The 26,036-nt window shown below is 71.8% G+C and carries 22 protein-coding genes; 6 read left to right on the top strand and 16 right to left on the bottom strand.

Annotated elements, in window-relative coordinates; genetic code table 11:
- Positions 1–95: 95 nt before the first annotated feature.
- From B079_RS0102025 to B079_RS0101990, 8 genes are all read right to left on the bottom strand, one after another.
- Positions 96–434, bottom strand: a complete 339-nt coding sequence (locus B079_RS0102025; protein WP_018544096.1) for a hypothetical protein — start codon at positions 432–434, stop codon at positions 96–98.
- 230 nt (positions 435–664) lie between these two features.
- On the bottom strand, positions 665–1,948 hold the full coding sequence (locus B079_RS0102020; protein ID WP_026248259.1) for a thymidine phosphorylase: 1,284 nt from the start codon (positions 1,946–1,948) through the stop codon (positions 665–667).
- Positions 1,949–2,020: 72 nt separating this feature from the next.
- Positions 2,021–2,434 (bottom strand): cytidine deaminase, encoded by a 414-nt coding sequence (locus tag B079_RS0102015; RefSeq protein ID WP_018544094.1) that lies wholly within the window; start codon positions 2,432–2,434, stop codon positions 2,021–2,023.
- Positions 2,431–3,720 carry an ABC transporter permease gene (locus B079_RS0102010; protein WP_018544093.1) on the bottom strand — a complete coding sequence of 430 codons (1,290 nt, stop codon included), beginning with the start codon at positions 3,718–3,720 and terminating at the stop codon, positions 2,431–2,433. Before B079_RS0102010 ends, B079_RS0102015 begins: the two co-directional genes overlap by 4 nt.
- Positions 3,720–4,847, bottom strand: a complete 1,128-nt coding sequence (locus B079_RS0102005) for an ABC transporter permease (RefSeq protein ID WP_018544092.1) — start codon at positions 4,845–4,847, stop codon at positions 3,720–3,722. The genes B079_RS0102010 and B079_RS0102005 overlap by 1 nt, the downstream gene beginning before the upstream one ends.
- Entirely contained in the window at positions 4,844–6,370 is a 1,527-nt protein-coding gene (locus tag B079_RS0102000; protein WP_234016749.1) for an ABC transporter ATP-binding protein, read from the bottom strand. The genes B079_RS0102005 and B079_RS0102000 overlap by 4 nt, the downstream gene beginning before the upstream one ends.
- A gap of 206 nt (positions 6,371–6,576) precedes the next feature.
- A complete protein-coding gene (locus tag B079_RS0101995) occupies positions 6,577–7,632 on the bottom strand; it encodes a BMP family lipoprotein (protein ID WP_018544090.1) in 1,056 nt (351 codons plus the stop codon).
- Between the two features lie 861 nt (positions 7,633–8,493).
- Positions 8,494–9,747: a M20 family metallopeptidase gene (locus B079_RS0101990; protein ID WP_018544089.1), complete on the bottom strand. Its 1,254-nt coding sequence runs from the start codon at positions 9,745–9,747 to the stop codon at positions 8,494–8,496.
- Between the two features lie 254 nt (positions 9,748–10,001).
- Between B079_RS0101990 and B079_RS0101985 the strand changes: the two genes are divergently transcribed.
- On the top strand, positions 10,002–10,652 hold the full coding sequence (locus B079_RS0101985) for a class I SAM-dependent DNA methyltransferase (RefSeq protein ID WP_018544088.1): 651 nt from the start codon (positions 10,002–10,004) through the stop codon (positions 10,650–10,652).
- Between the two features lie 51 nt (positions 10,653–10,703).
- On the opposite strand, the gene B079_RS0101980 is transcribed toward B079_RS0101985, so the two are convergent.
- From B079_RS0101980 to B079_RS0101960, 5 genes are all read right to left on the bottom strand, one after another.
- A complete protein-coding gene (locus B079_RS0101980) occupies positions 10,704–11,105 on the bottom strand; it encodes a YunG family protein (protein ID WP_018544087.1) in 402 nt (133 codons plus the stop codon).
- Positions 11,106–11,241: 136 nt separating this feature from the next.
- Positions 11,242–12,285: a hypothetical protein gene (locus B079_RS31165; protein WP_078495795.1), complete on the bottom strand. Its 1,044-nt coding sequence runs from the start codon at positions 12,283–12,285 to the stop codon at positions 11,242–11,244.
- A gap of 874 nt (positions 12,286–13,159) precedes the next feature.
- Positions 13,160–14,098, bottom strand: a complete 939-nt coding sequence (locus tag B079_RS0101970; RefSeq protein ID WP_018544085.1) for an N-acetylneuraminate synthase family protein — start codon at positions 14,096–14,098, stop codon at positions 13,160–13,162.
- Positions 14,099–14,112: 14 nt separating this feature from the next.
- Positions 14,113–15,369 (bottom strand): N-acylneuraminate cytidylyltransferase, encoded by a 1,257-nt coding sequence (locus B079_RS0101965; RefSeq protein WP_018544084.1) that lies wholly within the window; start codon positions 15,367–15,369, stop codon positions 14,113–14,115.
- Positions 15,370–15,407: 38 nt separating this feature from the next.
- A complete protein-coding gene (locus B079_RS0101960; protein ID WP_018544083.1) occupies positions 15,408–16,703 on the bottom strand; it encodes a DUF6716 putative glycosyltransferase in 1,296 nt (431 codons plus the stop codon).
- Between the two features lie 198 nt (positions 16,704–16,901).
- Here B079_RS0101960 and B079_RS0101955 point away from each other — a divergent pair, with 198 nt between their 5' ends.
- The 3 genes from B079_RS0101955 to B079_RS0101945 all read left to right on the top strand — a co-directional run bounded on the left by B079_RS0101955 (position 16,902) and on the right by B079_RS0101945 (position 20,384).
- A complete protein-coding gene (locus tag B079_RS0101955) occupies positions 16,902–17,879 on the top strand; it encodes a glycosyltransferase family 2 protein (RefSeq protein WP_018544082.1) in 978 nt (325 codons plus the stop codon).
- Positions 17,876–19,210 carry an alpha-2,8-polysialyltransferase family protein gene (locus B079_RS0101950; protein ID WP_018544081.1) on the top strand — a complete coding sequence of 445 codons (1,335 nt, stop codon included), beginning with the start codon at positions 17,876–17,878 and terminating at the stop codon, positions 19,208–19,210. Before B079_RS0101955 ends, B079_RS0101950 begins: the two co-directional genes overlap by 4 nt.
- 61 nt (positions 19,211–19,271) lie before the next feature.
- Positions 19,272–20,384 (top strand): acyltransferase family protein, encoded by a 1,113-nt coding sequence (locus B079_RS0101945; RefSeq protein WP_018544080.1) that lies wholly within the window; start codon positions 19,272–19,274, stop codon positions 20,382–20,384.
- Between the two features lie 2 nt (positions 20,385–20,386).
- Here B079_RS0101945 and B079_RS0101940 read toward each other — a convergent pair whose 3' ends face one another.
- Entirely contained in the window at positions 20,387–21,037 is a 651-nt protein-coding gene (locus B079_RS0101940; RefSeq protein ID WP_018544079.1) for a TetR/AcrR family transcriptional regulator C-terminal domain-containing protein, read from the bottom strand.
- Positions 21,038–21,116: 79 nt separating this feature from the next.
- Here B079_RS0101940 and B079_RS0101935 point away from each other — a divergent pair, with 79 nt between their 5' ends.
- Positions 21,117–22,508 (top strand): FAD-dependent monooxygenase, encoded by a 1,392-nt coding sequence (locus tag B079_RS0101935; RefSeq protein ID WP_018544078.1) that lies wholly within the window; start codon positions 21,117–21,119, stop codon positions 22,506–22,508.
- Positions 22,509–22,578: 70 nt separating this feature from the next.
- On the opposite strand, the gene leuE is transcribed toward B079_RS0101935, so the two are convergent.
- Complete coding sequence (gene leuE, locus B079_RS0101930) at positions 22,579–23,232, bottom strand: leucine efflux protein LeuE (protein ID WP_018544077.1); 654 nt, start codon at positions 23,230–23,232, stop codon at positions 22,579–22,581.
- Positions 23,233–23,358: 126 nt separating this feature from the next.
- The gene (locus tag B079_RS0101925; RefSeq protein WP_018544076.1) at positions 23,359–24,939 is read right to left on the bottom strand and encodes an acyl-CoA mutase large subunit family protein; all 1,581 of its coding nucleotides are present in this window, start codon (positions 24,937–24,939) and stop codon (positions 23,359–23,361) included.
- Between the two features lie 103 nt (positions 24,940–25,042).
- Between B079_RS0101925 and B079_RS0101920 the strand changes: the two genes are divergently transcribed.
- Positions 25,043–25,870: a L,D-transpeptidase family protein gene (locus B079_RS0101920; protein ID WP_018544075.1), complete on the top strand. Its 828-nt coding sequence runs from the start codon at positions 25,043–25,045 to the stop codon at positions 25,868–25,870.
- Positions 25,871–26,036: the final 166 nt, after the last annotated feature.

The raw sequence follows: 26,036 nt of genomic DNA, 5'->3' as shown, positions 1-26,036 counted from the left end.
AGGTACTTTTAGCCGTTATATCGCCCGACGCACAGCAGATACGCCTATTGGCGTACGCGGCGCGCAAGGGAGAGATGAGCTGCTTCCATGCCATTTCAGCTCAAGTTGACCTTAGCTCGCGGGTAGTTGTCGAACACTTGAGGGAGAGGGCTCATGCCCATCTTGTCCAGATGCGCTAGGACGGCGGCGACAGCGGCGACCTCACCTAGGACGCTGTCGCGCTGGATAACCCAGACGAACGCGCTTTCAGATGTCGGCAACGCTCGCGGCAAGGTGGTGAGCCCGATCCTTTCGAACTCCTCACTGATCTGCGTGCACAGCTCCGAGCTGAGGCGAGCTCGTTCGGGCGCAGCATGCTTCTTGATGAAGTGCATGGACAAGCGCTTGATGCCGTGGTCGACCTCGACCGCATGCTTGATAATCGTGAAGTCCATAACTCGGTAGCTTACTGAGTTAATAAGGGAGTTGTGAAGGGGATTAAGTCTGCGCCACCCCACCTCTGCCACGTCAGGATGGCGACCATCCGAAGCGGCCTCCACGGAGCACCCCGGAAAGCACTCAGGGGCCCGACCCGCGAAGCGGATCAGACCCCTGGCCTGGCACTACAGCGTCGGAGCGGCGGAACTGAATCCAAATCCTCCCTCTCGACCGAAAAAGCAGTCGATCAGGCGATCCGCCCCAACACCACCGGCGAAGCAGCAAACTCCGTCCCCGCAGGCGCGATGTCGAACGAGCCCTCCGTCGCTTCCAGGGCGTACGCGAACCGGTCCGGGGTGTCTGTGTGGAGGGTGAGGAGGGGCTGGCCCGCGACGACCGGGTCGCCGGGCTTGGCGTGGAGTTCCACGCCCGCGCCCGCCTGGACCGGGTCTTCCTTGCGGGCGCGGCCCGCGCCGAGGCGCCAGGCGGCGAGGCCGATGTCGTAGGCGTCGAGGCGGGTGAGGATGCCGGAGGTGGGGGCGACCACTACGTGCTGTTCGCGGGCGACGGGCAGGGTCGCGTCCGGGTCGCCGCCCTGGGCGGCGATCATGCGGCGCCAGACGTCCATCGCGGAGCCGTCGGCCAGGGCCTTGGCCGGGTCGGCGTCCTTCAGGCCCGCCGCGTCCAGCATCTCGCGGGCCAGGGCGAGGGTCAGTTCGACGACGTCCGCGGGGCCGCCGCCCGCCAGGACCTCCACGGACTCGCGGACCTCCAGGGCGTTGCCCGCGGTGAGGCCGAGCGGGGTGGACATGTCGGTCAGCAGGGCGACCGTCTTCACGCCGTGGTCGGTGCCGAGGCCGACCATGGTGGAGGCCAGCTCGCGGGCGTCGTCCAGGGTCTTCATGAAGGCGCCGGAGCCGACCTTCACGTCCAGGACCAGGGAACCCGTGCCCTCGGCGATCTTCTTCGACATGATGGACGAGGCGATCAGCGGGATCGCCTCCACCGTGGCGGTGACGTCGCGCAGGGCGTACAGCTTCTTGTCGGCGGGGGCCAGACCGTCGCCCGCCGCGCAGATCACCGCGCCGACGCCGTCCAGCACCGACAGCATCTCCTCGTTGGAGAGCAGCGCGCGCCAGCCGGGGATGGACTCCAGCTTGTCCAGGGTGCCGCCGGTGTGGCCGAGGCCGCGTCCGGAGAGCTGGGGGACGGCCGCGCCGCAGGCCGCCACGAGGGGCGCCAGCGGGAGGGTGATCTTGTCGCCTACGCCGCCCGTGGAGTGCTTGTCGGCGGTCGGGCGGGACAGCGAGGAGAAGTCCATGCGCTCGCCGGAGGCGATCATCGCGGCGGTCCAGCGGGCGATCTCCCGGCGGTCCATGCCGTTGAGCAGGATGGCCATGTTGAGGGCGGCCATCTGGTAATCGGCGACCTCGCCGCGGGTGTACGCGTCGATGACCCAGTCGATCTGCTCGTCGGTCAGCTCGGCGCGGTCCCGCTTGGTGCGGATGACGGAGATGGCGTCCATGGCCAGGGTGTTCCTTCCGGGAGGTGCAGGTGTACGGCCCCCCTGCTCGCGAAAGGCGGGCAGAGGGGCCGCACGGACTTACTTGGTGAGATGGTCCGGGCCGAAGGCCTGGGGCAGCATCTCGGAGAGCGGGAGGACGCCCTCGGGGGTGTCCAGGAGCAGTCCGGGGCCGCCGAACTCGTACAGCAGCTGACGACAGCGACCGCACGGCACGAGGAGGGCGCCGGTGCCGTCCACACAGGTGAAGTGTGTCAAACGCCCGCCGCCGGTGCGCTGGAGCTGGGAGACGAGCCCGCACTCGGCGCACAGGCCGAGCCCGTAGGAGGCGTTCTCCACGTTGCAGCCGGTGACCGTGCGGCCGTCGTCGACCTGGGCCGCCACCCCGACCGGGTAGCCGGAGTAGGGGGCGTACGCGTGGGCCATGGCCTCGCGGGCCTCGGCGCGCAGCTTCTCCCAGTCGAACGAGTCCGACCCGGCGGCCACCTCCGTCACTTGCCCTGTCCCTTCCGGTACCGCATGCCGTCCGCCTTCGGCATCCGCAGCCGCTGGGCGGACAGCGAGAGCACGAGCAGCGTGACGACGTACGGCGTGGCGCCCACGAAGTCGCTCGGGACCTCGTCGGTGAACAGGTACCAGGCCAGGACCAGGACGGCCATGACCGCGCTGATCACGCCCTGCCACAGCGCCTTGCGGTACAGCTTCCAGCCCGCGAGGGCGGCCAGCAGCACGACCAGCAGGAGCAGCAGCGCGTGCACGGTGACACCGCCGTTGCGCAGCTGGAGCGCGTCGGAGTAGCCGAACAGGGCCGCGCCCATGGCCAGACCGCCGGGCCGCCAGTTGCCGAAGATCATCGCCGCGAGGCCGATGTAGCCGCGGCCACCGGTCTGGCCCTCCAGGTAGGTGTGCGAGGTGACCAGCGCGAGGAAGGCGCCGCCGAGTCCCGCGAGACCGCCGGAGATGGCGACGGCGGCGTACTTGTACCGGTAGACGTTGACGCCGAGGGACTCGGCCGCGACCGGGTTCTCGCCGCAGGAGCGCAGCCGCAGGCCGAAGGCGGTACGCCACAGCACCCACCAGCTACCGGCGAACAGCAGCGCGGCCAGGATCGTCACCACGGACACGTCGGTGACGATACCGCCGAGAATGCCCGCGATGTCGGAGATGAGGAACCAGTGGTGTTGCTCGACCGAGTGCAGCGCGCCGGACAGGCCGGGCACGGTGATGTCGGTGAGCGAGTCGACCGGCGGGGACTGCTTGGGGTTGCCGCCCGCCTCGGCGGCCTTGCCACCGGCGAAGAAGAGCTTGGCGAGGTACTGCGTGGCACCGAGCGCGAGCAGGTTGACCGCGACACCGGAGACGATGTGGTCGACGCCGAAGGTGATCGTGGCGACCGCGTGCACGAGGCCGCCGAGGACACCGAAGCCGATGCCGCACAGCAGGCCGAGCCAGGGGCTGGTCTGCCAGCCGATCCAGCCCGCGCCGAAGGTGCCGAGGATCATCATGCCTTCGAGGCCGATGTTGACCACACCGGCCCGCTCGGACCACAGGCCCGCGAGACCGGCCAGGCCGATCGGCACGGCGAGCCCGAGCGCGGCGTTGACCTGGCCCTCGGAGGTGAGCTGGTTGGCCCCGGTGATCAGGCGCACCACGGCGACGAGCAGCAGGGCACCGGCGATGATCAAGAAGAGCTTGCCGGTGGAGCGGCCCGGGCGCTTGTCCGCGCCGCCCGGGGCCTTGGGCGCCGCGGGCGGCGGCGCGTCCGTCATCGTGGCGGTCATCACGCCACCTCCTGCATCTCGGTCGGCTTGGCGGCCTGGGCGGCGAGTTCGGCGCCGACCCGCTGCTGCTGGCGCTTGAGGCCGTAGCGGCGGACGACCTCGTAGGCGATCACGACGCACAGGACGATGACGCCCTGGATCACGCCGAGGATCTCCTTGTCGTAGCCCTGGAACTCCAGGTGGTTGGTGGTGCGCTCCAGGAAGCCCCACAGGAGGGCGCCGAGCGCGATGCCGATCGGGTGGTTACGGCCGAGCAGCGCGATGGCGATGCCGGTGAAGCCGATGCCCGCCGGGAAGCTGTTGTCGTACTGGTGGCCCTCGTTCAGCAGTGTCGGCATGCCGATGAGACCGGCCACCGCACCGGAGATGATCATGCTGGTGGCGATCATCTTCTTGACGCTGACACCGCTCGCGGCGGCGGCCGACTCGGACTGGCCCACCGTGCGCAGGTCATAGCCGAAGCGGGTGCGGCCCAGGATGAACCAGTACGCCACACCGACGACCACGGCGAGCACGATGAAGCTGTCGAGCACGCCCGCCGGGCCCGTGTCGATGTTCGGCAGGAAGGACGAGGAGGGCAGCGGCTTGGTGGAGACCAGGGTGCCGCCGTCGTCGAGCTGGCCGAGCTTGCCCGGCTGGAGGAGGTAGCCGATGATCGCGGTCGCGATCGAGTTCAGCATGATCGTCGCGATGACCTCGCTGACACCCCGGGTCACCTTGAGGACGCCCGCGATGGCCGCCCACAGGGCGCCGGTTCCCATGGCGCACAGGAGGATCAGCGGGACGGCGAGCCAGCCCGGCACGGTGAGCGCGCCGCCGACGGCGGCGGCCACGAACGCGGCGAGCCGGTACTGGCCGTCGACACCGATGTTGAACAGGTTCATGCGGAAGCCGATGGCCACCGCGACACCCGCGAGGTAGTACGTCGTCGCCTTGTTCAGGATGTAGACCTGGCTGTCGCTGGCGAAGCCGTAGGTCACCATGTCGCTGAACGCGGCGCCCGGGTTCTTGCCGGTCGCGAGGATCACCAGGGCGGTGACCACCAGCGCGGCGACGACGGCGAGCAGCGGCGCGGCTATGCCGAGGAACAGCCGCTCCTTGTCGATCCGTGAGGTCAGCTTGTTCATCGGTCGGCGTCCTCTGTGTGCTCCAGGTGGCCGGAGGCGGCACCGGTCATGGCGGAGCCCAGCTCCTCGGGGGTGATCGTGGCGGGGTCGGCGTCGGCGACCAGACGGCCGCGGAACATCACGCGCAGGGTGTCGGAGAGGCCGATCAGCTCGTCCAGGTCGGCGGAGATCAGCAGCACGGCGAGCCCTGCGCGGCGGGCCTCGCGGATGTAGTCCCAGATGGCCGCCTGCGCGCCGACGTCCACACCGCGGGTGGGGTGGGCGGCGATGAGCAGCTTGGGGTCGTGGCTCATCTCGCGGCCGACGATCAGCTTCTGCTGGTTGCCGCCGGACAGCGAGGCCGCGGTCACGTCGATGCCGGGCGTGCGCACGTCGTAGTCGGCGACGATCCGCTCGGTGTCCGCGCGGGCGGCCTTCAGGTCGAGCAGGCCGCGGCGGGAGTTGGGGCGCTCGGTGACATGACCGAGGATGCGGTTCTCCCACAGCGGCGCTTCCAGGAGCAGGCCGTGGCGGTGGCGGTCCTCGGGGACGTAGCCGATGCCGGCCTCGCGGCGGCGGCGGGTCGGTACGGCGGAGATGTCCTCGCCGTCGAGCACGACGACGCCCGCGTCCGGGGTGCGCATGCCCATGATCGCCTCGACCAGTTCGGACTGGCCGTTGCCCTCCACGCCCGCGATGCCGAGGACTTCACCCTTGTGGATGGTGAGGGACACCTCGCCGAGGATGATCCGCTCCACGCCGTCCAGGTCCTTCTGGACCAGGTGCAGCCCGGAGACCTCCAGCATGGGCACGTCCGTGACCGTGGACTCCTCGGTCTCGGGCGTGGGCAGTTCGCTGCCGACCATCAGCTCGGCCAGCTGCTTGGGCGTGGTGGTGCTCGGCTCGGCGGTGCCGACGGTGGTGCCGCGCCGGATGACGGTGATCTCGTCGGCGACCGACAGCACCTCGCCCAGCTTGTGGGAGATGAAGATGACGGTCAGGCCCTCGGCCTTCAGCTCGCGCAGGTTGTCGAAGAGGGCGTCGACCTCCTGGGGCACGAGGACGGCGGTGGGCTCGTCCAGGATCAGGGTCCTGGCGCCCCGGTAGAGGACCTTGAGGATCTCCACGCGCTGGCGGTCGGCGACGCCCAGCTGCTCGACGAGGACGTCGGGGCGGACGTTCAGGCCGTAGGCGTCGGAGATCTCCTTGATCTTGGCGCGCGCCTTGCCCGCGATGCCGTACAGCTTCTCGGCGCCGAGGACGACGTTCTCCAGGACGGTGAGGTTGTCGGCGAGCATGAAGTGCTGGTGCACCATGCCGATGCCGCGCGCGATGGCGTCACCGGGGTTGTGCAGGACGACCTGTTCACCGGCCACGGTGATGGTGCCCTCGTCCGGCTGCTGCATGCCGTAGAGGATCTTCATCAGGGTGGACTTGCCGGCGCCGTTCTCGCCGCACAGGGCATGAACCGTGCCGGTGCGGACCGTGATGTCGATGTCGCGGTTGGCGACGACGCCGGGGAAACGCTTGGTGATGCCGCGCAGTTCGACGGCAGCGGGAGGGCTGGACGCGTTGATGGCGCACTCTCCTCGGGGAAAGGGGCTGCGTTGGGGGAGGGAGGGCAGGCGTCGGCGACGCTAGCGCGGCAACTCGGTACTACACGCGTAGAGTTGACACATTGTTATGGCCCGGCGGGGAGCACCTTCAAGGCGCCCCCACGCCGAGCCATGGTCCGGGTGGACCGGTCAGATCACGGAGTGGTCTTGACCTTGACGGAGCCGTCGACGATCTTCTTCTTGGCGGCGTCCAGCTTGGGCTGGATGTCGTCGATGAAGCCGCCGCTGGTGGCCAGCGAAACGCCGTTCTTGGCCAGCGAGTAGATGTTGTTGCCGGTCAGCGGCTTGCCGTCGTGGACGGACTTGATGAAGTCGTAGACGCCGACGTCGACGTTCTTGACGACCGAGGTCAGGATCGAGCTCTTGTACTTGGCCAGACCCGGGATGTTGTACTGGTCCGAGTCGACGCCGATCGCCCAGGCGCCCTTCTTGCCGTTGACGGCCTCGATGGCGCCGTTGCCGGAGGAACCGGCCGCCGAGTAGACGATGTCGGCGCCGTTGTCCAGCATGCCCTGGGCGGCTTCCTTGCCCTTGTCGGGGCTGGCGAAGCCGGAGGTGTCCGAGCCGTGGCTCAGGTACTGGACGTCGACCTTGACCTTCGGGTTGGTGTCCTTGACACCCTGGACGTAGCCCGCCTGGAACTTCTTGATCAGCGGGACGTCGACGCCGCCGATGAAGCCGACGTGCTTGGTCTTGGTCTTGAGCGCCGCGGCGACACCGGCCAGGTACGAGCCCTGCTCCTCGGTGAAGGTGATGCTGTCGGCGTTCTTGGCCTTCACGACCGAGTCGACGATGCCGAAGCTGGTCTTCGGGTACTTCGCGGCGACCTTGTCCACGGAGGTGGCGTAGGCGTAACCGACGGCGACGATCGGGTTGTAGCCCGCGTCGGCCAGGTCGGACAGGCGCTGCTCGCGGTCGGCCTCGGTGTCGCTGGACTTGGCGGTCAGCTCCTTGACCGAGCCGTCGAACTCCTTCGCCGCCTTGTCGGTGCCGCGCGCGGCGGAGTCGTTGAAGGAGTGGTCACCACGGCCGCCGACGTCGAAGGCGAGACCGATCTTGACACCCTTGCCGTCGCCCGACGAGCCGGCGGCCTTGTCGTTCTCGGAGGAGGTGCTGCCACAGGCGGTGGCAGAGAGGGCGAGGGCTGCGGTCGCTATACACGCAGCGGAAAGCTTGGCTACCCGGCGCACGGGAAGGCTCCTTCACCTGACCTGAGCGCCACGACGGCGCTTGATGTGAGCACCTGGGAGCGGTGCTCCGGCCGAGCGCCCCGGCGGCGTCGGCTCGCGGCATCGTAACGCGCGTAGATGTCAGAAAAACACCTCTCGGGCAGCCGTTATCGAACCGAGGCAAACGGGGTCTGAACTCGGCTTGGCAGGTGTGTCATGCCTTTGTTTCCGGGGCGGAACAAATGGCTTGCGGGTGTGTTGCGCGGGGGGACGGGGTGTGCCGTGACACGGGTGGCGGAGGGGGTCGACGGCGGGTGCGGCAGCCGTGCGGCGGCTCCCACGACGGTCGGCGCGACGGCCATCCCGGCGGCTCGCACGACGGTCGGCGTGACGACCCGCACGGCGGCCAGCGCGGCAGCCTCCCACGACGGCTCGCGTGAGCCCGCACGACCGGCTTGCGGGGCGCTTGGCACGACGGCTCGCGCCACGGCCCGCCGGGCGGCTCGTATGACAGCCTGCACGACAGCCCGCCGGGCGACTCCCACGGCGGTCGGCGTGGCGACCCGCCGGACAGCTCGCACGACAGTCGGCGCGACGACCCGCACGGCGGCCAGCGCGGCAGCCTCCCACGACGGTTCGCGTGAGCCCGCACGACCAGCTTGCCGGACGGCTCCCACGACAGCCCGCGCGACGGGCCCGCGGGCGGCTGGCACGACAGCCCACGCGACCGGCCCGCCGGGCGGGCTCGCGTGACAGGCCGCCGGGCAGCTCCCACGACGGTCGGCGTGACGCCCCGTGCGGCGACTCGCACGACAGTCCGCGCAACCGGCCCGCGCGACCGGCCGCGCCGCCGCTCGTGCGACGAGGCGCCCGCCCGCTGCGTCAGAGTTCCGGTGTCCCCATGAGGGCGGCGGCCGTGAACAGTTCCACCCCGACCGTGATCGCGTGTTCGTCGGCGTCGAAGTCGCCCTGGTGGAGGTCGCGTACGGTGCGTTCGCCCGGGCGGCGGACGCCGAGGCGGGCCATGGCGCCGGGGACGTGCTCCAGGTACCAGGAGAAGTCCTCGCCGCCCAGGCTCTGCTCGGTGGTCTCCACGGAGTCCAGGCCCCGGCGGGCGACCATCGCGCGGCGCAGCAGCTCGGCGGACTCCTGGTCGTTGACGACCGGGGGCACCCCGCGCACATAGGTGATCTCGGACTTGGCGCCGTGCAGGGTGGCGACCTCGTCGATGGCCGCGTGCACGATGTCGGGCGCGTCCCGCCAGGCGTCGAGGTCCAGGCAGCGGACGGTGCCGGAGAGTTCGGCGTGCTGCGGGATGACGTTCGGCGCGTGGCCCGACTCGATGCGGCCCCAGGTCAGGGCGAGGCCGCTGCGGGTGTCGACGCGGCGGCTGATCACCGCGGGCACGTCGGTGACGACGCGGGCGGCGGCCGTGACCAGGTCGGTGGTCAGGTGGGGGCGGGCGGTGTGGCCGCCGGGACCGTCCAGGGTGACGTCCAGCTTGTCGCAGGCGCTGGTGATGGGCCCGTGCCGCAGACCGATCCGGCCGGTCTCGACCTTGGGGTCGCAGTGCAGCGCGAGGATGCGGCCGACCCCTTCGAGCGCGCCGTCCGCGATGGCGGTGAGCGCGCCGCCGGGCAGCTGCTCCTCCGCGGGCTGGAAGATCAGCCGCACCGGGCGGGACAGCAGGCCCTTGGCGTGCAGGTCGGCCAGGACCAGGCCGGTGCCGAGGACGACGGTGGTGTGCACGTCGTGACCGCAGGCGTGGGCACGGCCGGGAACCGTGGACCGGTAGCCGCAGTCGGTCTTGGTGTCCGGGATGGGCAGCGCGTCGATGTCGGCCCGCAGGGCCAGCAGGGGTGCGGCGGGGCGGCCGTCGTCGGCGATGCGGCTGCCGTGGCCCTCGGTGAGCCCGATGTCGCAGAGGAGACCCGTTCCGGTGGACAGGACGCGGGGGGTGAGCCCGGCCCGCTCCAGCCGCTCCTTGATCGCGGCGGTCGTACGGAACTCCTGGTTGCCCAGTTCGGGGTGCATGTGCAAGTCGCGGCGGAACTCGACGAGTTCCGCGTGCAGGGACGCGCTGAGCGCGCCGGGGAGCACATCCCCGGGCAGGTCGGCCTCGGTCTCTCGGAGCATCAATCGGTTCACCCTCTGAAGGGTAGGACGCCCGGCCGGTCAACTGACCCTCGATCAACAAAAGTTCAGCCCGTAAGAGGGAAGAAAATCCGACCGGCGGACGCATGGCGGTGGGCTTGGGTGGGTAAAACCTTTCTTTCTCCTTCCACGGATACCACGCCTGACGCGCCCCCGCTCGCTTTGTCCACGGACCGGACCCGCGCGGCGCGGTGACGGGGCGGCGCGCGGGCGGCGTCGGAGTAGGGTGCGGCGGCGTGACCGACACGGACTTCCTGCACGCCACCCGCTCCTCCTACGACGCGATCGCCAAGGACTACGCGTCCGAGTACCCGTCCTCGCTGACCTACCCCCTGGACCAGGCGCTGGTGGCGTCCTTCGCCCGGCTGGTGGTGGCGAACGGGCCCGAGCCGGTGGCCGACCTGGGCAGCGGGCCCGGGTATGTCACGGCCCATCTGCACGAGCTGGGCGTACCGGTCTTCGGGGTGGACGTCTCCCCCGCGATGGTGGCGCTCGCCCGCACGGCGCACCCTCAACTCCGTTTCCACGTCGGCTCGATGACCGCGCTGGACCTGCCGGACGCCACGCTGGGCGGCATCCTCGCCCTCTACTCCACGATCCACGTCCCCGACGCGCATCTGCCCGCCGTCTTCGCCGGGTTCCGCCGCACGCTGGTGCCCGGCGGCCATGTCCTGCTGGCCTTCCAGGCCCGCACGGACACCGGCCACCTCCATCTGGCCGAACGCTTCGGCCACGACATCGACCTCGACTACTACTGGCGCACCCCGGAGCAGATGGCGGGCCTGCTGTCCGAGGCGGGGCTCACCCCGGTGGCGACGGTCCTGCGGGAGCCGCAGGAGGACGAGAGGCGGGCGCGGGGGTTCGTGCTGGCGCGGAAGCGGAAGTAGCGCGCTCGGGTGGGGCCTGAGTTCTGACCTCTGGCGTTCTGCCTTCCGGCTTCAGCGGCTCGGCTCCGGCAGCGGGCCGAGCCGTGCACCGACCCGCTCGCGCAGCAGCAGGTACTCGGCCCCTCGGCGCAGCACCGGGCCCGGCGGGCGCTCGACGACACGGAGCGTGGTGATGGTCTGCCCGCGCCGGAACTGCTCGCGCGTCAGGTCGAGTTCGACGCCGTTGGCCAGCCGGTTCCACCAGTGGTGGCCGCGCTGGACCCCGTCCAGGTGCACCTCGCCGACCACGAGGTCGCCGCCGAAGAGGTCGTGGACGAGCAGCGCGGTGATGTCGCAGTGTCCCCAGGCGGGGTTGCCTGGGTGCCAGTCGGGCAGGTCGTCGGGCGAGCAGGTGTCGGCGGCCCAGCTCGCGCGCAGGGCGCGGTCGAGGTCGAGGAGGTTCCAGGGGGTCATCGGGGCAGCATGGCAGGGGGCGCCGACAGTGGGGCGGGGCTTCGGCTGGGTGGTTTCGGCGGGGCGGTTTCGGCGGGGCGGTTTCGCTACGCCGTCCGTGGGCCGGTCTCCCTACGGCACCCGTGGCCCGGTTGCCCTACGCCATCCGTACCGACGCCACCGACGCCACCGACGCCAGCCGGTGCACGTCGCGGGCCGTTCCCGTCACGCCGGACAGGAAGCCCTGGGCGCGGGGTGAGGCGTTCTCCGTGAGCCAGTCGGGGTCCACGTCGCAGACGGCCACGCGGACGCCGGTGCCCTTCAGGGCCAGGGGGAGGGTGTGGACGACGGTGGAGGGGAAGCTGAGGATCGTCCGGCCGATGGGGCCCCGGCGGGCGATCAGCTCCAGGGGGAGGTCGGGGCGGACGATCTCCAGACCGGTCTCACCGGCCAGCCGGTGCAGCTTGGCGGTGCTTTCGCGGCGGTGGGCGAAGTAGCGGGTGGCTCCATGCGTCTTGGCCAGGGTGTATACGGCCTCCACATAGCGGTCGGCGTCCACCACCCCGGTCTCCACCAGGGAGGTGCCCACCAGGTCGGCGCCCTTGGTGATGCGGGGCGGGCCGAAGCGGGCGCGGGTCCAGGCGAAGTCGTTCGCGGTGACCGTCACCCCCTCGGGGGTCTCCGTCACCGGCATGGCCGAGAAGACCTCGACACGGCGGCCCGGTCGCGGGGTGAGCCTACGGCGGGCGGTGGCGGACACGGGCGCGAAGAGCAGATCGCGCGGCCCGGGACGGCCACCCTTACGGTGCCAGCGCACCAGCCGTTCGCCCCGGGCCAGTTGGGCGACGAACTCCATCGTCGCGGTCCCGTCGTCCACCACGACCAGGTCGCGGGCGCGGGTGATGGTCAGCAGCAGCTGCACGTACCGGGAGAACGGGTCGCCCATGACGATCCGCTCCGCCCGTCTCAGCGGCCCCGCCAGCGCCCCGACCGTCTGCAACGGCGCGCTCGCCCCGCCCCGCGCCTCCTCCCAGCGCACCTGGTATCCCTCGTCCCGCGCCAGATCCGCCATCCGGCGCAGCTGGCCCCGGGTCATGGGGTCGGTGGGCGCGAGCACGACGAGGGTCAGCCCGGGCACGCCCTCTCCCCCACCCCCCGAAGACCGCCGCCTCCGCCCGGCCGGGGACGGCTGGAACGGCATGGACAGAGGCGGACGGCCGGTTTCGGGGGTAGCGGACGCCTCCGGCCCGTGCCCCGGGCTGGGGGCACGCTCGGAGAGCGACGCCTGGCCGGGGGCTTGACCCGGAGGCGGCCCGGGCTCGGAACTCCGAGGCACAGTCGCCCCGGAGTCCCCGCCCGGAACCGGACCGGAGGACAGCTCCGGCTCGGAAGTGCGGGGCCCAGTCGCCCCCGGAGTCGGGCCGGTAGCCGGGCGCAAGCCCGGGGCACGGTCCTCCGCCGGTCGAAGGTCGGCACGCTCGGAGCGCGAACCCTGGCCGGAGACCTGCCCCGGAGGCGGCCCGGAAGGCAGACCCGCCCCGGAACCCCCGGCCGAAGCCGGACCGGAGAACAGCCCCGGCTCGGGCACGCGGGACACGGTCGGCCCGGAGGACGACCCCGACTCGGAGTCCCCGGGCCCAGTCGCCCCCGGAGTCGGGCCGGTAGCCGGGCGCAAGCCCGGGGCACGGTCCTCCGCCGGTCGAAGGTCGGCACGCTCGGAGCGCGAACCCTGGCCGGAGACCTGACCCGGAGGCGGTCCAGAAGGCAGACCCGCCCCGGAACCCCCGGCCGAAGCCGGGCCCGAGAGCAGCCCCGGCTCGGAGTCCCCGGGCGGAGTCGTTCCCGGGGTCGGGCCGGGCGCCGGGCTCGGGGACGAGGCAGGGTCCGGCGGCAGACCCGGGTCCGAGGCGAGGCGTGAGCCCGGGGTGGGGCCCGGAGACGGTTGCAGGCCCTGGGTGTGGGCCCACTCCAGTACGTTCAGCAGTTGTACGGGGCTCTCGACGAACGCGAGGGTGTGGGCGTGTTGGGGGCTCATCGGTGGAGGACCGTCCCGGGAGGGGTGTCGGGCTGAGGGATCAGACCGTGACCGGCTCGCCCGCCGCCGCGGCGATGTCCGCCTCGGCGACGACGCCGGTGACGCGGCGCAGCTTCTTCATGGGGCCCAGCTCGGAGTCGTAGACCTTCTTGACGCCGTCGCCGAGGGACGCCTCGACGGCGCGGATGTCGCGGACCAGGCGCTGCAGGCCCTGCGGCTCGACGGAGGCGGCCTGGTCGGAGCCCCACATGGCGCGGTCGAGGGTGATGTGGCGCTCGACGAAGACGGCGCCGAGGGCGACGGCGGCCAGCGTGGTCTGCAGGCCCGTCTCGTGGCCGGAGTAGCCGATCGGGACGTTCGGGAACTCCTTCTCCAGCGTGTTGATCACACGGAGGTTCAGCTCCTCGGCCTTGGCCGGGTAGGTGGAGGTGGCGTGGCAGAGCAGGATGTTCTCCGAGCCCAGCACCTCGACCGCGTGGCGGATCTGCTTCGGGGTGGACATGCCGGTGGAGAGGATGACCGTACGGCCGGTGGCACGCAGGGCGCGCAGCAGCTCGTCGTCGGTGAGGGAGGCGGAGGCCACCTTGTGGGCGGGCACGTCGAACTTCTCCAGGAAGGCGACGGCCTCGGTGTCCCACGGGGAGGCGAACCAATCGATCCCCTTCTCCTTGCAGTATTCGTCGATCTGGCGGTACTCGTCCTCGCCGAACTCCACGCGGTGGCGGTAGTCGATGTAGGTCATCCGCCCCCAGGGCGTGTCGCGCTCGATGTCCCACTGGTCGCGCGGGGTGCAGATCTCCGGCGTGCGCTTCTGGAACTTGACGGCGTCGCAGCCCGCTTCGGCGGCGGCGTCGATGAGCTTGAACGCGTTCTCCAGGTCGCCGTTGTGGTTGATGCCGATCTCACCGGTGACGTAGACCGGGCGGCCGGGACCGGCCTCGCGCGAACCGAGCGTGCGGATACGGGAGTTGATGCTCATGTGAGGGTGTTTCCTTACCTGGGGAGGGATTCGAGCGAGGGTCCGAGAAGCCAGCCGGCGACCTCCCGGATCGCGCCGTCGCCACCACGCACGGTGGTGACGGCGCGCGCGGCGCCGCGTACGGCGTCATGGGCGCCCGCGACCGCCACGGGCCAGCCGACGAGGGCGAAGCACGGGAGGTCGTTGACGTCGTTGCCGACGTAGAGCACGCGCTCGGGCGCGATGCCCTGTTCCTCGCACCACTGCTTGAGGGCGAGGTCCTTGCGGTCGATGCCGTGCAGCACGGGAAGCCGGAGCTTGCGGGCGCGGGCGGCGACCACCGGGTTGCGTTCCGTGGACAGGATCAGCATCTTCAGGCCGCTGTCGCGCAGGGCCGCGATGCCGAGTCCGTCCCCGCGGTGCACGGAGACGAACTCCCGTCCGTCGGAGTCGATCAGCACCCGGTCGTCGGTCTGGGTGCCGTCGAAGTCGAGGACCACGGCGTCGATGTCGTGGTGGGTGGGGAGGGCGCCGGGCCGCTCGGCGTCGAAGAGGGGCGCGAGGGCGCGGGCCCGGGCGAGATCGTGCGGGTCGTCGATCTCCAGGACGCGGGCCGGGTCGGTGCGGACGAGTTCGGTGCGGCCGAAGAAGCGGTGGCGGTGGGTGCGGAAGCCCGCCGCGTCCATGGCGTAGGCGGCGCCGGTCTCCAGGAGGTCCTGGGGGCGGTCCTGGCGGCGGGGGCGTACGGACTTGTCGTGGTTGACGCCGTAACCGCCGTCGCCCGCAGCCTCGTTGGTGCCGTCGCCACCGTCGCCGTCGCCGTCGCGCCAGATGAACCCGTGGAAGTCGGCGACCGTGACGGCCGTGTCGGCGGCGCCGGACGCGACGGCCGCGGCCACCCGGTCGACGTCCTCGCGGGCGACGAACGGGCTGGTGCACTGCACGAGCAGCACCACGTCCACGGGCGCGCCGTGCCGTTCCTCGTGCGCGTCCAGGGCGTGCAGTACGGCGGCCTCGGAGGTGGCCGTGTCCCCGGCGATGGCGGCCGGGCGCAGCACCACGTCGGCACCGGCGGCGCGGGCCGCGGCGGCGATGGCCGGGTCGTCGGTGGAGACGACCACGTCGGTCACCTGCGCCGCCGCGAGGCATTCCCGGACCGCGCGGGCCACCAGCGGCACCCCGCCGACGGGCGCGAGGTTCTTCGCGGGCACCCCCTTGGAGCCGCCGCGCGCGGGGATCACCGCGAGCACCCGGCGCGGCGACGTACCGTCCTGGGTTTCGGGGTCGGACATGGAATCTCCTTGAGAGGCGGTCGTGGGGGCCGGGTCCGTCACAGCTCCCCCATCCGGCGGATCACCGGGGCGACCCGCTGGACGCCGTGCCGGTACGCGCCGCGCGCCGCACGGCGGACGATCTGGCGCACCGGTCCGGGCGCCTGGTCGGCGGCGGGGGCGCCGGGCAGCGGGACGCCGTCGGGGCCGAGGTGGTGGCGGGCGAGGATGCCGGGCAGATAGCCGGGGGCGGTCTCGGCCGTGTAGTACGGGTCGAGCGGCGGCAGCCCGCCGGGCCGGTCCAGCAGGGCGGCGATGCGCTCGCGGGCGGCGTCGTACGAGTCTTCGGACGCGACTCCCTGCCGGGCGACCCAGGCCGGGTCGGCCTCCGGCAGCTCCCCCGCGTCGATCCGGTCCCAGGAGGTCAGGCACCCGGACCCGATGAAGTGGTGGTTGCCGAGCGCTTCGCGGACCCCGAGGTCGGTCAGGACGGCCGTCGGGATGCGGCGGTGCAGGGCCTCCAGGGCGGCGGTGGAGCTGACCGTGACCAGCAGGTCGGTACGGTCCAGCACCTCGCCCATGTGCCCGTACACCAGACGGAAGTTGGCGGGTGCGTCCCTCCCCCGCACCAGCTTCTGGTACGGCAGTTCCTCGATGTGCGTGGTGTGCTCGCCGGGCTTGGAGCGCAGCTTGAGCAGCACCTCGCGCCCGGGGTGGCGGCGGGCGTGCCCGATCAGCCTGTCCAGCAGATAGGCGCGGTCCTTGCGGCTGTCGGGCACCGACGGCTGAGCGGCGAACACCACGGTGAACGGCTCGTGCGGGCCCGTGTAGGGCGCCCCGTCGAGGAAGGGCAGCGCGACCTCGGTCACCGCGGAGGCGTCCGCGCCGACCCCTTCGTACACGTCCCGGAACCGCTCCGCGTCGTGCGCCGAGTTGGCGAGCACCAGATCGGCGCCGTGCCGCAGCAGCAGTCCGTCGGCGAGCTTCTCGTAGACGACCCCGACGTACCCGGTGACGACCACGGGACGCGGCCCGCTCCCCCACACCTGCCGCAGCCCGTGCAGCATGGCCTGCACTCCACCGCCGACCAGCGCGAGCACGAGCACGTCGCAGCGCTCCTCGCCCATCGCCCGCACGAACTCCACGGCCGTCACCTCGCGCAGACTGTCCGCACGGGCACCGGTCTCACGCAGCTGACGAGCGGTCGGCGTGGCCCGCCCGCGCAACAGGAATCCGTCGAGCCGGATCTCCGCGCCGGTGGGGGCGAGGCGTCGCGCGGTGAGCGCGCCCCATTTCCATCGGGTGTCGGAATCCGCGAGGACGGCGATCCTCAGGGGTTCGGTGGTTGCTGGCACGCCGGAGACGTTAGGAAGGCATTCGGAGGTTCCGCCCAACCTGAACGCAACAAAGGGTTAACAGCACATCGACGAATGGGGATCCGGCCCCGTTTCGGGGTCCGGGAAAACCTGGTTCACGGCTTCGCCACGCGTCGTTCACCCCGCATCAAGGCGAGCGTCAGAACGAATGCCGGGCCCCGCCCTAATGTCCTCGGCGTGGTCAAGCTCTCGGTCATCGTGCCGTTCTACAACGTGCAGCAATACGCGCCGGACACCCTGAGGAGCCTCGGTGCGAACGCGCGTGACGATTTCGAGTTCGTTCTCGTGGACGACTGTTCCCGCGACGGGACACCGGACATTCTCCGGCGTGCCGAACGCGAGTTGCCCGGCGCGGTCGTGGTCCGGCACGAGACGAACGGCGGTCTGGCGACGGCCCGCAACACCGGCATCGACCGGGCGCGGGGCGAGTATCTGACGTTCCTGGACGGCGACGACTGGCTCGCCCCCGGCTACTACGAGCGGCTGGTGGCCGCCATCGAGGAGCTGGGGTGCGACTTCGTGCGCACCGACCATGTGCAGTGCACCGGGCGGGCGCGGGCCGTGCACCGGGTGCCGCACGGGCGGCGGAACGTGGTCCTGGACCCGCGGGCGGCGATCCTGCCCGCGGACCGGTCGACGTCGGTGGACTACCCGTACGCCTGGGCGGGCATCTACCACCGCCGACTGGCCGACCGGGGCCTGCTGCACTTCACGGACGGGCTGCGCACGGCGGAGGACCGGCCGTGGATCTGGCGGCTGCACCGGGAGGCGGAGTCGTTCGCCGTGACCGGGCTGCTCGGCGTCTTCTACCGGCGCGGGGTCGCCTCCTCGCTCACGCAGATCGGCGATGTGCGGCAGCTCGATTTCCTGCGCGCATTCGACCAGGTCATAGCGGAGACGGCCGCCGACCGGGATGCCGGAGAACTGCTGCCCAAGGCCGTGCGCACCTATTGCGCGATCATTTCCCACCATCTGGGAAGCATCGAAAGGTTCGAACCCTCGGTGGCGAGGAAACTGAAATCCCTGAGCGCGACCGCCCTTCGGCGGATGCCGCAGGACGTGTTGACCGAGGCGCTGGATTCGATGGATCTGGAACGAGCCACCAAGCTGCGTCGGCTGCGCCGTCGCCCCGCCCCCGCAGGGACCGCCGCATGACCACTCAGATCTTCCAGGCGTCCACGCTGTACGGCGTGGCCACGCTGGCCGCCGCGCTGGACTCCGGCTGTTTCGCCCCGGCCGACCGGCGCATCCTGCTCGTCTGCAACAACGCGGCCACCCCGGAGACCACGCCCGCCCTGAACCGGATGCCGGGCTTCGAGCGGCTGCGCGACCGCTTCGACGACGTGCTGTCGTACAACGAGACGATCGCCCCCTTCCACCCCGGCGGCTGGGCGCCCCGTGTGGACGACATGCCCTTGTGGGAGCGGTACTTGCGCCACGAGTGGCGGCTCGGCGACGAGCAGGTGGAGCTGGCGGTCGAGTCGATCCAGGTCAACCCGTCGCTCGCGCTCGCCCAGATCTTCACCGGCGCCCCGGTCACGGTGTACGCGGACGGCCTGATGAGCTACGGCCCGACCCGCAACAAGATCGACCCGCTGGTCGGCACCCGGGTGGACCGGCTGCTCCATCTCGACCTGGTGCCGGGGCTGAAGCCGCTGCTGCTCACCGAGTTCGGCGTCCCCGCCGAGCTGGTGCCCTCGGCCGCCTTCACCAAGGTGCTGGCCGAACTCGCCGCCGCCGAGGACGACCTGCCCGCGCTCGACGAGCCCGCGCTGCTGCTCGGCCAGTATCTGTCCGCGCTGGACATCCTCACGCCGGACGAGGAGGAGGAGCTGCACGTCCGCATGCTGCGCGGCGCCCTCGAACTCGGCCACACCCGCGTGGTGTTCAAGCCGCACCCCACCGCACCGGCCCGCTACGCCCGCACGCTGGAGCAGGAGGCGGAGCGGCTGGGCGCGGATCTCACGGTGCTGGACACGCCGGTGCTCGCGGAGGTGCTCTACCAGCGCATGCGGCCCGCGCTGGTCGTCGGCTGCTTCTCCACCGCCCTGCTGACCGCCGCCACCCTCTACCAGCTGCCGGTGGCGCGGACCGGCACCGGCACCCTGCTGGAACGGCTGGTCCCGTACGAGAACAGCAACCGGGTGCCGGTCACCGTGGTCGACGCGCTGCTGCCGGACCTCGCCGACCGGGCGGCCGTCACCGAGGGACGGCGGGGCACCGAGGTCGCGGAACTGAACGATCTGGTGCGCGCGGTGGCCTTCGCCATGCAGCCGAAGATCCTGCCGCAGCTGCGCCCGCACGCCGAGCGCTTCCTCGGCGCCCACCAGGACGCCGGCACGCTGCGCTACTTCAAGCGCAGGCGGCTGGCCACGCTCGCGCTGCCCGGTGGGATCCCCGCCCAGCTGGCGTTCATCCCGCGCAACGCGACCGTCCGCCGGGTGGCGCGCCGGGCGCGGGTGCTGCGCCGGGCGGTCCGCCGCTGACACCGGCCCTGCCCCGGCCCGCAGCCCTTCGACGATCCACTCGACCCCCAGGACCCGGCCCATGACCGCCACACCGCAGCTCGACATGGCCCCGCTCGCCAGTCCGCCGGAGCCCGCCGCCGCCCGGCCGCAGGCACGCCTGCTCGCCCTGGACGGGCTCCGGCTGGTGGCCGCACTGATGGTGTGTCTGTATCACTACACCGGACGCGGCGGCACGATCTCCGAGTCCTGGCACCAGAGCCCGTCCGAGGTCTTCCCCCGGCTCTCCCAGGTGGCCCCCTACGGCTGCCTGGGCGTGCAGTTCTTCTTCGTGATCAGCGGCTTCGTGATCTGCATGAGCGGCTGGGGCCGGAGCCTCGGTGACTTCTTCCGCTCGCGGGTGGCCCGGCTCTACCCGGCGTACTGGGTGGCGCTGGTGCTGGTCACCGCGGCGGCCTTCGTGCTGCCGGTCGTGGTGAGGCCCGTACGGGCCGACGAGTTCCTGGTGAACCTGACGATGCTCCAGCAGCCGATGGGCGCCTCCCGGATCCTCGGGGTGTGCTGGACGCTGTGGGCGGAGGTCCGCTTCTACGTGCTGTTCGCCCTGTTCGTGGTCGTGCGCGGGGCGACCTACCGGCGCGTGGTCCTGTTCGCCTGCGTCTGGACCCTGGCCGCCGCGATCTCCACCACCTCCGGCAACGCCCTCACCGACGCGGTGGTCATGCCGGAGTACGCCCCGTTCTTCATCGGCGGTCTCGCGCTCTACCTGATCCACCGCTTCGGAAGCAGCCCGCTGCCCTGGGGCATCGTCGTCATGTCCTGGCTGCTCGGCCAGAGCGCGGCGGTACGCGGTCTGTGGCATCCCGGTGCCCACGGCGACTTCACCCGGCACCCCGTGGTGATCGTCCTGGTCGTCACCCTGGCCTTCGCCTCGGTGGCGGCCGTCGCCCTCGGCTGGACCCGCTGGGCGTCCTGGCCCTGGCTGGTCACGGCGGGCGCCCTGACCTACCCCTTCTACCTGGTCCACGAACACCTGGGCTGGTTCGCCGTACGCGTCCTCCACCGCGGCCTCGGCCTCGCCCCCTGGCCGACGCTGGGCCTGACGGTGACGGCCATGCTGGCCCTGGCCTGGCTCCTGCACCGCTTCGTGGAAAAACCCTTCGGCCCCCGGCTGCGCCGGGCTCTCAAGGGCTGACCTCAGCCGATCCCGTACCGCGCCCCGATCCCCGCCACGATCACCGCCAGTCCCTCCTCGAACTGTTCGTCGTAGTGGTCGAAGAGGAAGCGGCCCGCTTCGGCCGCGAGGGGGAAGTCGGCCAGGCGGCGGGTGCGTTCGGCGAGGTCGTAGCCCTCGCGGAGTTCGCCGGGGAGGGGGCGGACGCCCTGTTCCTCGGTGACGAAGCCGATCGTGTACATGTTGGCGGTGCGGGCGGCGTCGACCGCCTGGGGGAGGGTGAAGCCCGCGGCGGTGAAGACCTGGAGGTGGGACTCCATCGCGGGGGCGTGTTCGGTGCCGGTGAAGCGGGAGCCGCTGAAGACCTTGGCGCCGTCGCGGTAGGCGAGGAGGGCGGTGCGCAGGCCGCGGTTGGCGCGCAGGAGGCGTTCCTGCCAGGTGTCGGCGGGATCCAGGACGACGCCGGCCGTCATGCGGCGGTACATCTCCGTCGCCATCTCGTCCAGCAGGGCCTGCTTGTCCTTGAAGTGCCAGTAGAGCGCGGGGGCCTTCACGTCCAGTTCGCGGGCGATGGCGCGCAGGGTCAGACCGTCCAGGCCGGTCTCGTTCAGCAGCCTGAGTGCCGTGTCCGCGACCCGTCGGCGGTCGAGGGGGGCGCGTCGTTCCGTACTCACGGGGAACAGCTTGACACCTTAACAACGTTAAGGGCATCCTCGTGAGTGGCGGCACTTAACGGCGTTAAGGAGAGATGCCATGAATGCCCTGGTGGATGTGCTGATCGTGGGGGCCGGGCCGACCGGGCTCACCCTCGGGGTCGACCTGGCCCGGCGCGGCGTGGCCGCGCTGGTCGTGGAGCGGGCGGACACCCTCTTCCCCGGCTCGCGCGGCAAGGGGCTCCAGCCGCGCACCATGGAGGTCTTCGACGACCTCGGCGTACTGGACGCGATCCGCGCGGGCGGCGGCCCGTACCCGGCGCGGGTGATCTGGAGGGACGGCGAACAGGTCGGCACGGCGCCCATGTTCGATCCCGTGGAGCCGGACGAGGGCGCGCCGTACACCGAGCCCTGGATGGTGGCCCAGTGGCGCACGCAGGAGATCCTCGCCGCGCGCCTGGCCGAGCTGGGCGGCACGGTCGCCTTCGGGCGCGAGCTGACGGATCTCGCGCAGGACGCGGAGGGCGTCACGGCGTACTTCGCGGACGGTACGGAGATCCGCGCGCGCTATCTGGTCGCGGCCGACGGCGGACGCTCGGCGGTACGGCGCGCGGTCGGCATCAAGATGACCGGCGAGAGCGTGGACCCGAGCCCGTTCCTGGTGGCGGACGTGCGGGTGCGCGGGCTCGGCCGGGAGCACTGGCACACCTTCCCCGGCGCGGACGGCACCGGTCTGATGCTCTGCCCGCTCGCCGGGACGGACGACTTCCAGCTGGCGGCGCGGCTCCCCGAGGGCACCGCGCCCGACCTGACCCTGGACGGCGTCCGCAAGCTGGTCGGCGCCTTCACCCACCTCGACCCCGAGGACGTCACCGAGCTGCGCTGGGCCTCCGAGTTCCGGCCGAGGGCCGCGCTCGCGGACCGCTTCCGCGCGGGCCGGGTCTTCCTCGCCGGGGACGCCGCCCATGTGCACTCACCGGCGGGCGGACAGGGCCTGAACACCAGCGTCCAGGACGCCTACAACCTCGGCTGGAAGCTGGGCGCGGTGCTGCGCGACGGCGCCCCCGAGGCGCTGCTCGACACCTACGAGACCGAGCGCCGCGCCAATGCCGCCGCCATGCTCGACCTCTCCACCGGCGTCCATCGGGGCGAGGTGCGGCGCGGGAAGGCCACGGTGCAACTCGGCCTCGGCTACCCGGACTCGGCCCTGAGCGAGGACACCCGCCGGGCCCCCTCCGGCATACGGGCGGGCGATCGCGCGCCGGACGGCCGGGTGGACGGCGTACGCCTCTTCGACGCCTTCCGGGGCCCGCACTGGACCCTGCTCGGCGCCCCCGCCCCGCACGACGGCATCCGCGCGCTCCCGGCGGCCCCCGCGTCCTACGGCCCCGGCGTCTTCCTCGTCCGGCCCGACGGGTACGTGGGCTGGGCGGGCGACTCGGCCGAGGGCGTCGAGGACTACCTCACCCGCGTCGCCCGGCCCGCGTCCTGACCCCGTCCTGGCCCGCGTCGCCCGGCCCGCGTCCTGACCCCGTACTGGCCCGCGTCGCCCGGCCCGCGTCCTAGACGACGGACGCCAGCGACAGCTTCACCGCGAAGCCGAGGAACAGCACCCCCGCCGCCGAAGTGGCCGTCGCCGACAGCCGCTTACGGCGGCGGAAGGCGGCGGCCAGACGCGTGCCGCCGAATATCAGCGCGGTGAGGTAGAGGAAGCTGAACGCCTGGGCGAAGGCGCCGAGGACGACGAAGGACAGGGCCGGGTAGGCATAACCCGGGTCCACGAACTGGACGAAGAAGGCGACGAAGAACAGGATCGCCTTCGGGTTGAACAGGCTGACCACCAGCGCGCGCCGGAACGGCCGTTCGTCCGCCGCGCCGTCCTCGCCCGCCTCCCTCAGCGCCGCCTCGCGCCGGGTCCGCCACAGCTGCCACGCGGCCCGCATCATCCCGATCGCGAGCCAGGTCAGATACCCGGCACCGGCGTACTTGACGATCGCGAACAGCACCGCGTTCGCCTGGAGCAGCGAGGCCACACCGGCCGCCGACAGCGTCATCAGCACGGTGTCGCCGCACCACACACCGGCGGCGGCCGTATAGCCCGCGCGCACACCCTTACGGGCGGCCACGGACAGCACGTAGAGCGAGTTGGGGCCGGGCAGCAGCACGATCAGGACGAGCCCTGCCAGATAGGTGGGGAGATCGATGACGCCGAACATGCGGGGAGTCTCGCACGAGGCACTGACAGTGCCTATGGCGCGGGTCTCAGCAGGCCAGGACGGCACGCGGGCCCGGCGTCCAGCTCCCGCCCCGGCCCGCTCGCCCCGGCCCGCCCGGCCCGGCGCTCAGAACCCGTCCGCCGGAACGTACGACCCCCACACCCCCCGCAGCACCTCGCACACCTCCCCCACCGTCGCCCGCTCCCGCAGCGCCCGCTTCATCGGTGGCAGCACGTTGTCCGTGCCCCCCGCCGCCTCCCGCAGCGCGGCCAGCGCCGACTCCGCCGCGGCCGTGTCCCGCCCCGCCCGCAGCCGGGCCAGCCGCTCGCGCTGGCGGGTCTCCACCCCGGGGTCGGAGCGCGCGGGGACGTACGGCTCCTCCTCGTCCAGCCGGAAGCGGTTGACGCCGACGACCACCCGCTCCCCCTCCTCCGTCTCGCGGGCGATCCGGTACGCGTTGCGCTCGATCTCCCCTTTCTGGAAGCCCTGTTCGACGGCGGCGACCGCGCCGCCCAACTCGGCTACACGGTCCATCAGTTGCAGCGCGGCCGTCTCCAGGTCGTCGGTCAGCGACTCGACGGCGTAGGACCCGGCGAAGGGGTCGACCGTGGCGGGGACGTCCGTCTCGTACGCCAGGACCTGCTGGGTGCGCAGGGCGAGGCGGGCGCTCTTCTCCGTGGGCAGGGCGATGGCCTCGTCGAAGGCGTTGGTGTGCAGCGACTGGGTGCCGCCGAGCACCGCCGCGAGCGCCTGCACGGCGACCCGGACGAGGTTCACCTCGGGCTGCTGCGCGGTGAGTTGGACCCCGGCGGTCTGGGTGTGGAAGCGCAGCATCCAGGACCTGGGATCGCGCGCGCCGAACTCCTCCCGCATCACCCGCGCCCAAATGCGGCGCGCCGCACGGAACTTGGCGACCTCCTCCAGAAGCGTCGAGCGCGCCACGAAGAAGAAGGAGAGGCGGGGCGCGAACGCGTCCACGTCCATGCCCGCCGCGAGCGCGGTGCGGACGTACGCGATGCCGTCCGCGAGCGTGAACGCGACCTCCTGCGCGGGCGAGGCACCCGCCTCCGCCATGTGGTAGCCGGAGATGGAGATGGTGTTCCAGCGCGGGAGTTCGGCCGCGCAGTACGCGAAGAGGTCGGCGGTCAGCCGGAGGGAGGGGCGGGGCGGGAAGATGTAGGTGCCGCGCGCGATGTACTCCTTCAGCACGTCGTTCTGGACGGTGCCGGTCAGCCGGTCGCCGGATACGCCCCGTTCCTCGGCCACCAGCTGGTAGAGGAGGAGCAGCGCGGCGGCCGGGGCGTTGATCGTCATGGAGGTGGAGACGCGGTCCAGCGGGATGCCGTCGAACAGCTCCCGCATGTCCTCGATGGAGTCGACGGCCACGCCGACCCGGCCGACCTCGCCGTGCGCGAGGGGCGCGTCGGAGTCGTAGCCCATCTGGGTGGGCAGGTCGAAGGCGACGGACAGGCCGGTGGTGCCGTGGGCGATCAGCTCGCGGTAGCGGGCGTTGGACTCGGCTGCGGTGCCGAAACCGGCGTACTGGCGCATCGTCCAGGGGCGGCCGGTGTACATGGTCGGATAGACGCCCCGGGTGTACGGGTACGCGCCGGACTCGCCCAGCCGCTCGGCCGGGTTCCAGTCCGCCAGGTCGCCGGGGCCGTAGACCGGCTCGATGGGCCGCCCCGACTCCGTGTGCCGTGTCATGGCCGCCTCCGGGAGGTGTCCGTCGTCCCCCGTGGTGTCTGTCGCCCTCCGTACCACCCTGCCGTGTAGTTCAACGCGGGGCGCGCGGGGAAGCATCCCGGGCATGAGGAATCCGGGGAGAACCGCCGTCGTACTCGCCTCGGCCGCCGCTCTCGCCGCGCTCTGCGGCTGCACGGTGACCCCTCCGGACGGCGCCGACGGCAAGCACCGCTCGCCGCTGCACATCGAGCTGCCGTCGGGCACCCCGGCGGCCACACCGCGTACGACCCCGCCGCGTACGGGCACGTCCTCCGCGCCCGCCCGCGTGCTGTGGTCGCGCGGCGACAGCGGCTCCGGGGTGCGCGAGCTGCAGGCGCGGCTGCGGCAGCTCGACTGGCTCTTCGACGGGCCGACCGGCAGCTACGACGATCTGACCGAGAAGGCCGTCAGCGGTTTCCAGGGCAAGCGCGGGCTGCCGAGGACGGGCCGTACGGACACGGTCACCTGGCAGCGGCTGATGGCGATGACGCACCGGCCGGGCACGTGGGAGCTGTACCTGATGGGTGGTCAGCCCGCCGCCGCGCCCGACCCGCGTTGTCTGACCGGCCGCGTGCTGTGCATCGACAAGACCAGCCGCACCCTGCGCTGGATGACCGACGGGCGGACCCTGTCCACGATGTCCGTGCGCTTCGGCTCGCAGTACTCCCCCACGCGCGAGGGTGTGTTCCACGTCTACTGGAAGTCCCGGCACCATGTGTCGACGCTCTATGACTCCCCGATGCCGTACGCCCTGTTCTTCAGCGGCGGACAGGCCGTGCACTACTCGTACGACTTCGCGGCGCGCGGTTACGCGGGCGGCTCGCACGGCTGTGTCAACGTGCGGGACGAGCAGGCGATCGCCTCGCTGTTCGCGCAGGTGAGGGTGGGCGACAAGGTGGTCGTCTCCTGGTGAGGCGGAGGAAGCGGGGCGCGGGCGGGACCGGGGGAACGTGTCCCGCCCGCGCCGGGTGCACGAGCCGTGGGTACGGGGGGAACCCCGGCTCAGTGCGACGGCCGATGACCAGTCGGCTCACCCTGTACTGCGTCACCGGCTCCAGAAACGTCACACCTGGCGCGAA

The organism is Streptomyces sp. LaPpAH-108, from assembly GCF_000373625.1.
In the GTDB taxonomy this organism is placed as follows: domain Bacteria; phylum Actinomycetota; class Actinomycetes; order Streptomycetales; family Streptomycetaceae; genus Streptomyces.
Note: the sequence above shows the minus strand (reverse complement) of the source record. Positions and strands in the feature narration are given on the sequence as shown.